Source organism: Nonlabens tegetincola (assembly GCF_002954355.1).
Classification (GTDB): Bacteria; Bacteroidota; Bacteroidia; order Flavobacteriales; family Flavobacteriaceae; genus Nonlabens; species Nonlabens tegetincola.
The window spans coordinates 328,905-344,249 of record NZ_MQVV01000012.1; the positions used below are offsets into that span (position 1 = coordinate 328,905).

General features: G+C 34.8%; 12 protein-coding genes and 1 tRNA gene. 9 read left to right on the forward strand and 4 right to left on the reverse strand.

What is annotated here, in order from left to right; all coding sequences use genetic code 11:
* Window positions 1-18 precede the first annotated feature (18 nt).
* From BST93_RS05355 to BST93_RS05390, 8 genes are all read left to right on the forward strand, one after another.
* Window positions 19-92: transfer RNA gene (locus BST93_RS05355), tRNA-Arg, on the forward strand.
* Window positions 93-590: 498 nt separating this feature from the next.
* Window positions 591-989, forward strand: a complete 399-nt coding sequence (locus tag BST93_RS05360) for a DUF983 domain-containing protein (protein WP_235784008.1) — start codon at window positions 591-593, stop codon at window positions 987-989.
* On the forward strand, window positions 973-1,599 hold the full coding sequence (locus BST93_RS05365; protein WP_042279894.1) for a Crp/Fnr family transcriptional regulator: 627 nt from the start codon (window positions 973-975) through the stop codon (window positions 1,597-1,599). The genes BST93_RS05360 and BST93_RS05365 overlap by 17 nt, the downstream gene beginning before the upstream one ends.
* A 98-nt stretch (window positions 1,600-1,697) precedes the next feature.
* A complete protein-coding gene (locus BST93_RS05370; protein ID WP_105018359.1) occupies window positions 1,698-2,498 on the forward strand; it encodes a sulfite exporter TauE/SafE family protein in 801 nt (266 codons plus the stop codon).
* Between the two features lie 130 nt (window positions 2,499-2,628).
* Window positions 2,629-4,041, forward strand: a complete 1,413-nt coding sequence (locus BST93_RS05375) for an MBL fold metallo-hydrolase (RefSeq protein WP_105018573.1) — start codon at window positions 2,629-2,631, stop codon at window positions 4,039-4,041.
* A gap of 142 nt (window positions 4,042-4,183) precedes the next feature.
* On the forward strand, window positions 4,184-7,126 hold the full coding sequence (locus tag BST93_RS05380; RefSeq protein ID WP_146104978.1) for a sensor histidine kinase: 2,943 nt from the start codon (window positions 4,184-4,186) through the stop codon (window positions 7,124-7,126).
* 5 nt (window positions 7,127-7,131) lie between these two features.
* Window positions 7,132-7,887 carry a LytR/AlgR family response regulator transcription factor gene (locus tag BST93_RS05385; protein WP_105018361.1) on the forward strand — a complete coding sequence of 252 codons (756 nt, stop codon included), beginning with the start codon at window positions 7,132-7,134 and terminating at the stop codon, window positions 7,885-7,887.
* Between the two features lie 99 nt (window positions 7,888-7,986).
* A complete protein-coding gene (locus BST93_RS05390; protein WP_105018362.1) occupies window positions 7,987-10,518 on the forward strand; it encodes a T9SS type A sorting domain-containing protein in 2,532 nt (843 codons plus the stop codon).
* A gap of 113 nt (window positions 10,519-10,631) precedes the next feature.
* Here BST93_RS05390 and BST93_RS05395 read toward each other — a convergent pair whose 3' ends face one another.
* Window positions 10,632-11,501 carry a DUF4437 domain-containing protein gene (locus tag BST93_RS05395; protein ID WP_258150483.1) on the reverse strand — a complete coding sequence of 290 codons (870 nt, stop codon included), beginning with the start codon at window positions 11,499-11,501 and terminating at the stop codon, window positions 10,632-10,634.
* Window positions 11,498-12,301, reverse strand: a complete 804-nt coding sequence (locus BST93_RS05400; protein WP_105018363.1) for an SDR family NAD(P)-dependent oxidoreductase — start codon at window positions 12,299-12,301, stop codon at window positions 11,498-11,500. Before BST93_RS05400 ends, BST93_RS05395 begins: the two co-directional genes overlap by 4 nt.
* Window positions 12,302-12,391: 90 nt before the next feature.
* Here BST93_RS05400 and BST93_RS05405 point away from each other — a divergent pair, with 90 nt between their 5' ends.
* A complete protein-coding gene (locus BST93_RS05405; protein WP_085774168.1) occupies window positions 12,392-12,745 on the forward strand; it encodes a winged helix-turn-helix transcriptional regulator in 354 nt (117 codons plus the stop codon).
* Window positions 12,746-12,920: 175 nt separating this feature from the next.
* On the opposite strand, the gene BST93_RS05410 is transcribed toward BST93_RS05405, so the two are convergent.
* Together BST93_RS05410 and BST93_RS05415 are read right to left on the reverse strand one after the other, a co-directional pair.
* The gene (locus BST93_RS05410; protein WP_105018364.1) at window positions 12,921-13,664 is read right to left on the reverse strand and encodes an SDR family oxidoreductase; all 744 of its coding nucleotides are present in this window, start codon (window positions 13,662-13,664) and stop codon (window positions 12,921-12,923) included.
* A gap of 48 nt (window positions 13,665-13,712) precedes the next feature.
* Window positions 13,713-15,176 carry an aldehyde dehydrogenase family protein gene (locus BST93_RS05415; protein WP_105018365.1) on the reverse strand — a complete coding sequence of 488 codons (1,464 nt, stop codon included), beginning with the start codon at window positions 15,174-15,176 and terminating at the stop codon, window positions 13,713-13,715.
* Window positions 15,177-15,345: the final 169 nt, after the last annotated feature.

A 15,345-nucleotide genomic window follows, 5' to 3' on the forward strand; every position in this document is an offset into this window, starting at 1 on the left:
TAGCTAGACTTAAAAACTGGCCACGTAGCTCAGCTGAATAGAGCACTGGATTTCGGCTCCAGCGGTCGTAGGTTTGAATCCTACCGTGGTCACGAATAAACCGAAAAAGGTGAAAAGAAGTTGAGTTTACTCAAATTCCTTTTCATCTTTTTCTATTTTCAACCCGGAGTTTTGTTAGGATGAGCAGCAATCCTATTCAAAAGGTATTTATAGGTACTACGTCTTGATTTAAAAGTCTATATTTTCTCCTGTCAAGTTCACAATACTCCAATAACCGCGTCTAATAGGCGTGTTTTTTATGGAGTAACCTCGAGTAATTCAAGGTTTAAATAAAAGAAAATGCGGTAATCATTATAAGTGACTTATTTACAGTATAGTGCTGTTTTGATGTTAGTAATCCTATCGTAGTCAGGCTAAAGAAGACTATAACAAGATCCTAACAAGGATTATTATTTATTACTAATTCCTCAATTTGTAAGAATAGCTTTCTTGTTTAAACTCACTTAAATGAAGTATAATTATTAAAATTGTAACAAGAGTTACATAAGCAAAAGTGACCACATCTTATATTTGTTTAAAATCTGATCCAATTGAAAAAATCTGCCATATACAGTCTGTTATTCTTAAAATGTCCACGTTGTAGGCAAGGTGAATTTTTAGAGTCAAATCCCTATAAAATTTCAAATTATAATAAGGTACGAGAACATTGTCCAAAATGTAATCTTAAATATTCCATCGAGCCTAGTTTTTATTACGGTTCCATGTATGTTTCCTATGCAGTTGGGGTTGCGATAGCAGTGGCTATTTACGTTTTATTGTGGTTAGCTGGTTATGGATCTAGTCCATTAATTGCCTTTATAGCAATACTTGTAGGGCTAGTTCTTTTATTCCCATATATAGGAGCTGTTTCAAAATCTATCTGGGCACATTTTTTCTTTAAATATGATCGACAGATTGCCAAACAGGTAAAAAATGATTCAAGAACTTAATAAACATTATGGTTCTCAGTTTGAACTTGCTTTAATTGAAGAGATTAATCAAGTAGCTACCTTTATGGAGGTTGATGCAGGTGAAGACCTCATTAAACCTGGGCAATACATCAAGTCCATGCCATTATTACTAGATGGTAGCATAAAAATATTAAGACCAGATGAAGAAGGTGATGAATTATTGCTTTATCACCTTGAACGTGGTGACACTTGTGCAATGACAATGACTTGTTGTTTAGGAACCACCAAAAGTGAAATACATGCAGTTACCGAGACTTCTGTAAAACTACTTATGATTCCAGTTGGTAAAATGGAAGAATGGTCTCGCAAGTATAGAACCTGGCGCAACTTTGTTATGAATAGTTACCATGAAAGGTTAATGGAGATGCTAGAAAGTATCGATAACATTGCCTTTAACAATATGGATGAGCGATTAGAAAACTATTTATTAGACAAGGTTAAAATACTCAATAGTAAACATATCCATATTACTCATAAAGAAATCGCGGCAGATTTACATACCAGTCGTGTTGTTATCTCTAGATTACTTAAAAAAATGGAGAATAATTCACAGATAAAACTTCATCGCAGCTTTATTGAAATGCTGTAAAAAAGAGATCCAAATTTCAATTAATTCTCACTCCTGTAACAAGGGTTACATAAATACTTAATTACCCATTTTACTTTTGATTTCAAAATCAATAGACTATGGAGTTAATGGATGTTTTAGGCTATGTAGGCGCATTATTAATTGGTCTAGTTTTAGGACTTATTGGTGGTGGCGGCTCCATTCTTACCGTTCCCATTTTAGTATATGCATTATCTCTTAATCCTGTTGTTGCAACGGCCTATTCATTATTTGTCGTAGGTACCACTGCCCTAGTAGGTGCTGTAAGAAACATTTTTAAAGGAATGGTAGATTTTAAAACAGCGATAATATTTGCTATACCTGCATTTATTGCGGTCTACCTTACACGAGCTTATTTAATACCAGCTATTCCCGTACAGTTATTTAGTGTGGGAACATTTATCGTTTCTAAAAATCTTGCGATAATGCTGTTTTTTGCCATAATAATGCTGGTCGCTTCAATTTCAATGATACGTAACAAGCGCAATGAACATCACGACGATAAAGAGGTTTCTTATAACTATCCTTTAATTGTGTTAGAAGGATCTATTGTTGGAGTACTTACAGGAATTGTAGGCGCTGGTGGTGGATTTCTAATTATTCCAGCTTTGGTATTACTGGCCAGATTGCCTATGAAAAAAGCGGTAGCTACCTCATTATTAATTATTGCTATAAAGTCACTGATTGGTTTTATAGGAGATGTTCAAAACCTAGACATCGATTGGTTATTCTTACTCAGCTTTACTTCAGTTTCCGTAGTTGGAATATTTATTGGGATCTGGCTCAATAAATTCATTGATGGTAAACGATTAAAAACAGCTTTTGGGTGGTTTGTTCTAATCATGGGAATATATATTATTTATAAAGAGGTGTCTATGTAATAAATGTTACCGTTAATGATGAGATGCTTATTTAATTTTAAATCAAATAAGAAATAATTCCGCTTTCGCGAAAGCGTGCTCTTTCAACAAACTGGAATTAGTGTATGATAGTTTAAGCAAAAAAAAGATTATGAAAATAGAACAGATTTATACCGGATGTCTAGCGCAAGGAGCCTATTATATTGAAAGTAATGGTGAGGTAGCTATTATTGATCCATTACGAGAGGTTCAACCCTATATAGATCGTGCAAAAAAGGATGGAGCAACAATAAAATATATTTTTGAAACTCATTTCCATGCCGATTTTGTGAGTGGTCATGTTACACTTTCTCAAAAAACAGGTGCTCCTATCGTTTATGGCCCAAATGCCAATCCAGATTTTGAGGCGATTATCGCCCAAGACAATCAGGAGTTTTCTTTAGGAGAAATAACTTTTGTCGTGTTGCATACTCCAGGACACACTATGGAAAGCACGACCTTTCTTCTAAGAGATAAAAATGGAAAAGATCATGCGATTTTTACTGGTGATACCTTGTTTCTAGGAGATGTCGGAAGACCAGATCTAGCACAAAAGGCAGCAAATATGACACAAGAGGAACTTGCTGGAACCTTATATGAAAGTTTGCGTAACAAGATCATGCCACTAGCCGATGATGTCATAGTTTATCCTGCTCATGGCGCAGGAAGTGCTTGTGGTAAAAATATGATGAAGGAAACTGTAGACTCACTAGGTAATCAAAAAGCAGTTAATTATGCTTTGAGATCAGATATGACCAAAGAGGAATTTATTAAAGAGGTGACTGATGGATTGTTACCACCACCAGCTTATTTTCCCCTTAATGTAAAAATGAATAAAGAAGGTTATAAAAATATAGAAGAAGTAATAGCTCAAGGTGAAACTGCGCTCACCCCAGATGAATTTGAAGCTGCTGCAAATGAAACAGGTGCTTTAATGCTCGATGTTCGACATCAAAGTGAATTTGCTGTTGGGCACGTTCCAGGATCAATATTCATAGGGCTTGATGGTAGTTTTGCTCCATGGGTAGGAGACCTTGTTAAAGATGTGCATCAACCTATACTTTTAATCGCCGATGAAGAACGAATTGAAGAAGCAATAACAAGACTATCTCGAGTAGGTTTTGATAACACAATTGGATATTTAAAAGGAAGTTTTGCTGCGTGGAAAAAGGCTAGCAAAGAATACGATACAGTAAGTTCCATACCTGCATCTCAATTTAAAGCTAAGCTTGAAAATGATAAACCTGAAATTTTTGATGTAAGGAAACCAGGTGAATATCAAAGTGAACATGTAATTGATGCACAACACACACCTCTAAGTGAATTAAATAATTATTTATCAGAATTTCCTGATGATAAAACATTTTATATCCATTGTGCAGGTGGATACCGCAGCATGATAGCTGCATCCATTTTAAAGAGTAGAGGAATTCATAATCTAATCGATATTCAAGGCGGCTATAAAGCTATTAAAGAAGCAGGAGTATCGACAACTAATTATGTATGTCCATCTACTTTGAAATAGTTTATAATTTAGGTTGGTTAAGTTGATAAAGCGTCTGGAAACAGACGCTTTTTCTATTTAGAAATAAAGTCGCTTTGTTTAGCAAAAAAGGCTTCGCAACATATAGGTATTCTTTAGATTTGTAAATTATCGATTCTATATTTTGAAGATATACAACTTACTTTATTTTATTATAGCCTTGTCCAGTAATCTAATCTTTGGACAACAGGAAGTATATCATCACTTCTCTAGAAATGATCAATTACCCGATGCTACTTTTTACGATATTATTGAAGATGATCATTTTAATGTATGGCTAGCTGCAGACAGTGGCTTGTATAAATATAACGGCAAGCAGTTTATTCTATATACGCATCCAGACCAACATGGTGATGCAGTGTTTAATCTGACCCTGGATCACAAGGGACGTTTGTGGTTCAACAATATATACGGCCAATTTTTCTATGTTGAAAATGAACAAATGAAGCTTTTTCATGATGCACATGACATAGTAAACGGTCAGTTAGTCCCCTTCAGCGTAGATGAGGACAATGTAATAATCTATAATCGATCTGGTGGGATCTATCACATTTCTAAAAGCTCTAAAGAGAAAACCCTGCAACGCAAGGACAGAGTACTTACTACGACCTCAAGAGGAGAGGAAATATGGCATTTAGATATACCCATAGATGATTCTACCGACCAAATACATAAAATTATTATAGAGTCAAATAATGAGTCTACGGTGGTCGATGAATTTAATCGTGAAGATGTCGTTGCTCCATCTTTATTTGAAGCTAATAACAGCATTTTCCTGACCTACAAATTGAAAGGTGGCAACAAACTTTATACTATAGATAAGGATCAGCCTTTAAAAGAAATATCAATTCCTGAAACCATTCAGAAATTAAATATATACAACATAACAGGTCATCACAATGAATTATGGCTTTGTACCAGTGATGGTATTTGGGTCTGCAAAAAGAAGGGACAAACGTTAGAAATTTTTGATCAATTGCTCGAGTCCCAATCAATTTCAGAAGTAATTACAGATTTCAACAAAAATCAATGGGCGACCACCTTAGACAATGGAATTTTTGTAATCCCGAACAAAGAAGTTACACGAAAATCCTTACCTGAAGGTAAACAAAAAATTACTGCGGTTACAAAAGTAGGCGATGATCATTTCGCTTTGGGAACTGATGTTGGTACACTTTATTTATATAATACCGACCTTTCATTAAAATATAAATTAGATCTCAATGATAAGAACAACATAAGCTTCTTGTATCACGACACTACTGAGCATATCCTGCTCATCAGTATTTCAAGTAATTTATCCTACAAACTGGATCTCGACACCTTTAAGCTTACCCCTTTAAAATCTGTGTTCAACTCTGCAAAAAGCATTGAGCGTTTGAATGATCAGTTTCTGTTTTATGGAAACTTCAAAGAGGCCTTACTCTATGATTCCAGCTTAATTAAAGAAAATGCAATTCTCATCAGAAAAAATCGTGTGAAAGATGCTTTAGTCATAGATGAGAACAAGCTTTTGATATCATTTGTAGATGGATTGTATTTATATAACCTAGCCTCTTCAACATTGAGGGAAATTAAATATGGTAATGAATCCGTATTTGCTACTTCCCTAAGCAAGATTGATGATGAGATCTGGGTAGGCATTAAGGATAATAAAGTTTTGAAAAGTGTGATAATAGATGATGGATTACGCTTTCGCGAAAGCGTAAATCTAAATCTTTCAAAAAATAAAAATCAAACTTCAACCTCATTAACTAAGCTGAGATCAGATCAGCAACATCTATGGATGCTCAATGAAGGAGTCATAACTCGCTATGATCTCACCGATGATTCTGTGCAAGAATTTAATGGTCAGATGGGGATGAATGAACTTATAAACGAGTACCTACTATATGATGATCTAATAATTTCTACTTCTATTCAAGCTTTATACCGCATTCCTAAGTATGCGTTCACACAAGCGCTCAAAACTGCACCTATCGAAATTACAGATGTAAAAATCAATAGTTTATCGCTTGAGTTAAAGGAAAACTACAATCTAAAGCACGATAGGAATAATATTTCCATTGCCTTCAATTCAAACGGTTTTCAATCTCGAGAGTATGTAGCCTATGAATACCAACTCGTTGAAAGCAACAAACAATGGATATCCATTCCCGTAGGAAACACTCAGGTTGATTTTGCAAGCCTTTCACCGGGAACCTACAACTTTAAGTTGAGGGGAAAAAACTGTAAATCAGATGTTTATAAATATGCTGGTCCGGTGACGTTTTCCATTGAACCACCCTTCTGGCAAACACCGTGGTTTTATTTTTTAATTGCAGTAGGGATCGCTGGAGCTACCTTTTTTATCTTGAAACAATTACAAAAGAGAAAAAATAAACAACGTAAAATAGAGATTGATCGATTGTTGCTGGAGAAGAAAATGGCAAGTCTCAAGCTTGAGAACATTAGGTCTCAAATGAATCCGCATTTTGTTTTTAACTCACTCAATTCCATCCAAGATTTTATAGTTTCTAATGAACGGGAACTAGCCAGTGATTATCTTGTTAAATTTAGTAGGCTTATAAGAAAGTACCTAGATTATAGTCAGCAAGATGAAATTACTTTAGGACAGGAGATAGCTGCGCTCAAACTCTATTTAGAATTAGAGAAAATGCGATTTGACGATGAGCTTGATTATTCTATTAAAATAGATGATACTTTAAATATTGAGCATATAATGATTCCATCATTACTGGTTCAACCTTATGTAGAAAACGCTTTGAAACATGGTCTTATGCATAAACCTAGTAATCGTAAGTTAATGATCGACTGCGGCGTTATTAAAAATGAGAAAATCTTAAGCATCAAAATTGAAGACAATGGTATAGGCAGGCAACAGTCTGCATTGCTTAATAAGAATAGAGGAAGGTCACATACATCGTTTTCTACCGCTGTAAATAACGAAAGAGCCTTACTTTACAAGGAGCAATTTAATAAACCGGTAGATATTGTAATTGAGGATTTAGTAAATGACGGACAAGCTTCAGGTACTAGAGTGACCATTACTTTACCTTTAAATTAGATTATATGCAAGCTATAATAATTGACGACGAAAAACGTGCTAGGCATTTATTGACTACGTTGATACGAGATCATATCAATGAGCTCCATGTCGTTGCCGAGGCCTCAAACCTTAAAGATGGAGTGACAGCTATAAAAGAATTGAAGCCAGATATTGTTTTTCTAGATATAGAAATGCCAGGCGAGACTGGTCTGGAAATCATGAATTATTTCAAAGACGATGAAATAGCCTTTCAAATCATTTTTGTTACTGCTTATAACCAGTATGCCGTTGATGCCTTTCGTATGAATGCGATAGATTATCTATTAAAACCTATAGATGTTGATGAATTGAAGTCCGCTTTCGCGAAAGCGAAACAACAACAATCCTCACAACAAATAAGTGAGCAAATAGAACGTCTAAGACAGTCTGTTCAACAGTTGTCAATGGATAAAATTGTAATGGAAATCCCACGAGGATATCTTTTTACCTCTCATAACGATATCATTTATTTAGAGGCAGATGGTATGTATACTAATGTGTATATGATTAATGGTAAACGTAATGTTATTTGTAAGCCATTAAAGCATTTTGTTGAACAATTAGAAGGCAATAAATTGTTTTTTAAATGTCATAGGTCCTATATGATAAATTTAAAGCACATCAGTGAACTTGTCAAGCATGATGGGGATTACATAGTCATGGATGATAAAAAACAAATACCTATTTCTCGTTCAAAAAGAGACCAGTTTTTAACAGCGATACAAGAAACCTTTTTGTAGGAACCGTTTAGAAAAAAACTAAACGGTTACAGAAAAGTGGAGATGAACTAGCTGTTTTTACCTTGTTCATTTGCAGTATTAATAAATCAATCCTGCAAAATGAAAAAACAATTACTCGTACTACTTATCGGTGCGTTTTTAACAACGACCTATTTAAACGCTCAAAATGTCAATATTCCTGACGCAAATTTTAAAAATTACTTAGTTAACTCTGCAGCTATTAATACTGATGGTAATTCCGAAATATCTGTGGCAGAGGCCACAGCTTTTACCGGTGCCATATTGGTAAATGGGTTGTCAATTTCAGACTTAACGGGTATAGAGGCTTTTGTAAACATCAATAGATTAGATTGTTACAATAACAATTTAACCACTATAGATGTTTCTAATAACTTGGCATTAACTCGTTTACACTGTAGTAATAATCAAATTACAACTTTAGATATCAGTGTAAATACATTGATTAATGATATTCAATGTCATAATAATGGAGTGTTGGATCAATTAAATATTGCTAACGGTAATAACAGCAACTTTACTTATATGAAAGCCTATGGAAATAGTTTATCCTGTATTCAAATAGATCCTAATTTTACACCACCTAACGATGTTGGAAATTTCAGTCAAGGTTGGACAAAAGGTACCACTGCAATTTATAGCGATGATTGTGTTGCTCTTAATCAAGTTGTAAATATTCCTGATGCTAATTTTAAAAACTTTTTAGTAAGTGATAACAATATCAATCTAAATGGAGATACTGAAATAACATTGGCAGAAGCTCAAGCTACTACAGAGTTAATTATGAACGGTATAGGTATTGCAGACTTAACAGGAATTGAAGCTTTTACTAATTTGACACGTTTAGATGTACCTAACAATAGTTTAACCACTATTGACGTGAGTAACAATTTATCTCTAACACGTTTGCACGTTGGTTTCAATAACTTAACAAATTTAGATATTCGTTTAAATACCAATATCAATGAATTGTTTTGTTATGATAACAGTTCATTAGATACTTTGTTAATTTCAAATGGAAATAATAGCAATTTTCTATTTATGAAAGCATATAATAATCCAAGTTTGACGTGCATCCAGGTAGATGTTGGATATTCACCACCTGCAAATAGTGGTCAATTTACACAGGGCTGGACTAAGGATGGTCAGACAAGTTATAGTGAGAACTGTATACCAGTAGTTTATTATGTGAATGCTAATGCAACTGGAGCTAACGATGGTAGCTCATGGGCAGATGCTTTTACAAGTGTAACAGACGCTTTAGCTCTTACCAGTTTAAATGATGCGGTTTGGGTGGCACGAGGAACGTATACTCTAGCAGATAAAAATACTCCAATTGCAATTAGTACAAACGAGGTAGATATCATTGGTGGCTTTGCAGGTACTGAAACAACTTTAGCAGATAGAGACTTAACAGCCATTCACACTACAAATGCAACCATTTTTACTGGTGATATAAATGGTGATGATATTGCAGGTGATTTTTCTTCAAACAAAGCCGATAATGCAGAACGATTGTTTGAATTAAGAACCAGTAATGTCACTTTTGATGGAATTATATTTGAGAACATTTACGACACCTCACAATCAGGTGGTGTGGAAGAGAACGGCGTAATATTTATACCGAATAATCTGAACTCTAATAACTTAAAAATTAAAAACTCGGTATTTAGAAACAACTATTCAAATGGTTATCTGCTAAAAATGAGAAAGTTTAATCAAGGATTACTTATTGAAAATACCCAGTTTATCAATAATACCATTGTTAACATGGGATTGATATTTGTACAATCAGATAGTACTAACAGATATATTTTCACACGTTGGGCAAATGTACTTGTGGCAGATAACGATATCAACCTTGCAGCACTTGATATCAATCGAGATGCTTTTAACAATGGTAATACCTTAGATGTAGTAATAAATAATAGCACGTTTATAAATAATAACTACAATAATACTTATGGCAATTCTATTAAGGCCTCTGGTGATGGAAGTGTAAACCTTAATATTAATAACTCTATCTTCTGGCAGAATACGACAAACGGAGTAGCAGCAACTAGAGATATCTCCAACGGATCTAATGCAACATACGATGTATTTATTAGAAATTCTATTGCAAAAGTATCATCAAACGCTGGAACAACTGGAACTTTTAATACAACAAACGTAACAACCTTAGATCCAGCGACAGATAACCTAAATTTAAGTACGGATTACAAACCTACATCTGCCTCTACTTTTATTATTGATCAGGGAGATAACGCTTACTACGATGTCGCTTTATTTGGTAATTCAGATTTGTCAGGAAATGATCGCGTAGTTAATACTACCATAGATTTAGGGGCTTATGAATATAACTCAACATTAGGATTAAGTGATGAAACTAATGTGTTTGAATTGAAGTTATACCCTAATCCAGCTAATGATCATGTAACAATCTTTAGTATGGATGACGTGCATGATGTAATGCTTTACGATTTCACTGGTAAACAAATAAATGTGCGAGTAGAAAATAATATAATTGACGTTTCTACTTTACCGTCTGGGATGTATATCGTCAAAGCTGTTATAAATGAACAAATCACTGCTGCAAAACTGATTGTTAGATAGTATTCGTTTTTCAATTTTTCTAAAGCTGCCTTGAGATCAAGGTAGCTTTTTTTGTATTGCTAAATTCAACCTGTTGCTTTTTTGTGATTAAATTATTTGCTTACATTTAAATATCATTCAGATAATAGTTGATAGGCTCCTGTTGATTTTATATACAAAATGACGGGTTCACTAGATTCATTCATAATTATATGCGAGGCATTATCTGTTGAACCAAAGTAACTACCAGGATCCAGTTCTTTTGATTTACTAGCTTTATAAGCTAAATTTCCACCTATCACGATAGCTCTAAACTCTTTGCCGCTAGCCTCAAAGGTTCCAGAAAAACCGCTAGGAAGCTTTATCAAAGCACCGCTAGAATCGTTACTATTAGGTTGTCCCCATAGAAAGGCTATTTCTGGTTTATTCCTTGATTTATCGTTTGTATTCAGATTGGTCCATTGAAGATCAGAAGCTTCTATCCATACTAGGTTCGATTTATGAATGTTTATTGGTTTTTCTTCATTTTCAAAGGCTTGATCTTCTGGCTTAACTAAGTATGGTCCACTATCAATTTCTACATAAGCCATGTTTTCACTAGCGTTTGCTGCTGTAATGTGACCTTCACCAGCTGGTTGTGTCCAAAAGGATCCTTGTGGCATCCACATGCTTTTGGCATTAGGGTCATCATTATGTAAGGAACCTTTGATCACAATTCCTCGATAGGTTATATTATGAATGTGAGGTGGTGATGAAAACCCTTCTTTAAATTTAACCAGGAATCCAGAGGCTTGATTTTCCTTGCGATTTCCCCATAAATCACCAGCTTGTGGACTAGCATCACCTCGAGCAGCATTTAAAGGACTCCAGTTTACCTGCGAACTCAAAACAACTTCAGTATTTTGATTATTAGTAGTGCTCGTTACTTTTTCTTCTTTATTTTGGGTATTGCATCCCATAAGAATCAGGGCACAAGCTGCGAATATCATTGTTCTTTTTATCATAATTTATTTTTTAAAAGTTTTTGGGTAAGATTGTGTAGTTGGTTTAATTTTTCGTGGTTATAAGCGTCGTCATGAGCATGAGAAAAATCACCTTTATCGTTATCAAAATAGGATCCTGATGATTCATTGAAACGTTTTGATGTTGCAAGCTGAGTTAATATGCCAGCACCTTTACTGGCATCGGACCAGTGATTACCAAAAGCTTCTTTAACCATCTTAGTATTTAATAAGGAACCTGGATTTACAGCGATTACATTAAGTTCAGGTTGTTCTTTGGCAAGCTGGAAACTCCACATCGTAAGAGCTAATTTGCTTTGGGCATAGGCACCGCTTTCCGAAACCGTTTCCTTTCCTAGAAAAAATTCAGGTGAAATACTAGATTGTGCAGCAGAACTTAAATTTATAACCCTAGCAGAATCGGATTTCTCAAGCAAGGGCAATAGTTTAGTAGTTAATAAATAGGGAGCTAGATAATTAACAGCGATTCTAATATCGATTCCATTATTAGTAGTTGCTACAGGTGAATTGTAAACACCTGCATTATTAATCAAAACATCTAACTTGATTGTTTTTGAAGCTATCTGATTAACAAAGTCGTCAATACTTTGTAATTGAGAAAAATTGCAAGTAAAACCATAAATAGTTTTGCTCGTCGTTAATTTTGTAATTTCCTCTACAACTTTACTAACCTTTTCACGATTACGGCCATGAATAAAAATAGTATGTCCGTTCTTAGCCAAATCAATGGCGGCTAATTTTCCTATTCCATCTGTGCTACCGGTAATTAGAATGGTTTTCATAGTGTTTTTAATTAACTATACTTTTTATAGTCACAAAACTAAATATAGTTTTATACCTTTGCAATAACGGTCAATTTAGATAGTAACAAAATGACAAATGAGCAGCCTAAAAAATTAACATTCAATGGAAAGGAATATCCTTGTTGTGCTAGTTTAACAATGGGTGTAATAGGAGGAAAGTGGAAGACGGTCATTCTTTATCATTTAATGAATAATACGTTGAGGTATAGTGAGTTGCGTAAGATGATGCCACAAGTTACTGAGCGTACATTAAGCCTTCAGCTTAAAGCACTTGAAGAGGATGGAATTGTAAGTCGTAAGGTATTTACCACAAAACCACCTTTAAAAGTAGAATATACTTTAACGGAATTTGGTAAAACTTTAATACCTCTTGTTCAATCAATTGCAGATTGGGGTGACTATGCTGTTGCCCAAAAAAGCTAATTCATAATCTTATCTTGTTATCTCCTGAAATTAGAGTGCTAAGAGTTAAGTAAGCTTGAAGTATTTCGCTTTCGCGAAAGCGAAATTTTAAAATTCCTTGTCAAAAAAAATAAGATAAAAAAAACTCGTTACAAACCGTTAAGGTTCATAACGAGTTTATTAAGATTCTACTTCATTACTGTTTTTGTTGAGTAGGGTAAATATAAACATCGTTCACATTAACGTGATCTGGTGTAGCAGCGGCATAAGCAACTGCCTGGGCAATATCATTAGCTTGTAATGGTGTCATATTACTCATATTGCCTAATTGGTCCTTAATGTCCTCATCAGTAATAGTATCTTGTAATTCGGTACTTACAAAACCTGGTTCTATAAGAGTTACATTAATACCATATTCTGGAGCAATTTCTTGTCGTAATCCTTCTGAAAACATGGTAACAGCCGCTTTGGTAGCACAATAAACCGCACCACCTGGGAAGTATTTACGACCTGCACTGGATGAAACATTAATAATGTGTCCGCTTTTCTGTTCCTGCATTATAGGTAAAGTTGCTGCGACTCCGTTAAGAACTCCCTTAAGATTCACGTCGACCATTTTTTCCCATTCATCAGTCTTTAATTTTTCTACATAGGATAGAGGCATTAGTCCTGCATTATTGAACAAAATATCTATCGAATTAAAATGCTCTTGAGTATTCTCAATCACAGTATTCCAATCTTCCTTATTAGTAACATCGGCAGTTACTACCAGTGCATTTCCTCCTGATTGAGTGATTTCATCTTTTAATTCCTCTAGTTTTTCAGTACGTCGTGCACATAGTACGACATTAACTCCTTGTTCTGCTAGTTTTTTTGCGGTTGCTTCACCTATACCACTAGAAGCTCCGGTAATTATTGCTGTTTTTCCTTGTAAATCCATTTTGTTTTTTGTTTTTGATTTAAAATTTTAAATGTATGTTTTGATCAGTTATGCAAAAGGTGTATAATCCCTAGGCTCGTGCTGTACTGATATCCATTGAACTCTGGTGAACTCTTCAATGATAAAATCTCCATTAAACCTTCCAATCCCGGATCCTTTTTCACCTCCAAAAGGGACATTAGATTCATCATTTACAGTTTGATCATTAATATGAATCATACCAGTAATTACTTTACTCGCAAATTGAAGTCCTTTTTCGACATCCTTAGTATGTACAGCTCCACTTAAACCAAAGTCTTGACTATTTGCAATAGTTAGTGCTTCATCGTTAGACTTAAATCTAATGATAGGAGCTACTGGACCAAAAATTTCATTGGCAGCAATAGGCATATCATCGGTTACGTGGTCTAGGACAGTTGGATGCATGAGAGCACCATCGCTTTTACCTTCTAGAACAACCTTGGCACCTGCATCAATACTCTTTTGAAGATCTTCATTTATACGTTCCACTTGTTTGGAATCAATCAAAGGTCCTATGGTAACTTCCTTATCTTGAGGATTACCAACTTTTAATTTTTTAGTTCCTTCGACAAATTTCTCGACAAACTCATCGGCTATACTTTCATGCACAACAATTCTGTTGATGGACATACAAATTTGTCCTTGGTGCATGAATTTACCATATAAAGCTGCTTTTACTGCTTGATCTACATCAGCGTCCTCCATAGCAACAAATACATTGTTACCACCTAATTCAAGCGCCATGCGTTTTAATTTTTGTCCGGCTAGTTTTCCTATGTTTCTACCTACTGGAGTAGAACCTGTAAAGGAAATAAGTTTTGGAATCTCGTGTTCTACAAAGTAATCGCCAATATCTGACCCTTTACCTACAACGGCATTACAAACACCTTTAGGTAAACCGGCAATTTCAAATAATTTGGCTATAGCAAGAGCTCCTGTAATGGGAGTTTGTGATGCTGGTTTCAATACTACTGTATTTCCTAAAGCTATTGCAGTCACCACTGAACGTATAGATAAATTGAGTGGAAAGTTCCAAGGACTAATAATTCCCATCACGCCCAATGGTCTGCGGTAAACTCTGTTTTCCTTGTGAGGTACTCTAGAATTAGTGATGTATCCATGCATACGGCTAGGAAATGAAGCAGCTTCCTTAATGATACCTAAGCTTATCTGGATTTCTGCTTCTGCTTTAACTCTTGAACTACCTGCCTCTTTAATTAACCACTCTATAAGTTCTTCCTTATTGTCAACAATAGCATCATGAAAGTTGTTTACTATTTCTGCACGTTTTTGGGGCAACTCTTTTCCCCATGACTCTGCCGCTTTCTCTGCCGTTTTATAAGCTTTATCTACATCTTCTTGAGAAGCTCCTTTAATGGATAGTAGTTTTTCTTGATTAAAAGGATTCTTGTCCTCTATAATTGTTTCGCTGCTTCCTTCTGTCCATTGACCGTTTATATATTGTTTGTCAACGCCTTCTAATATTGCCATAATCTTTACTTTTTCTTTCGTTTTCTTTTAAAATTACAGGCATTAGTAGCTTACTGCTCACAAAGAACTCCTAATCTTAAAACTCACAAAATCGCTTTTGTAACATGATCTTTAACATTTAAGGCACTCGTTAGATACAGCTATAACAGGATGTTAAACCTATAAGATG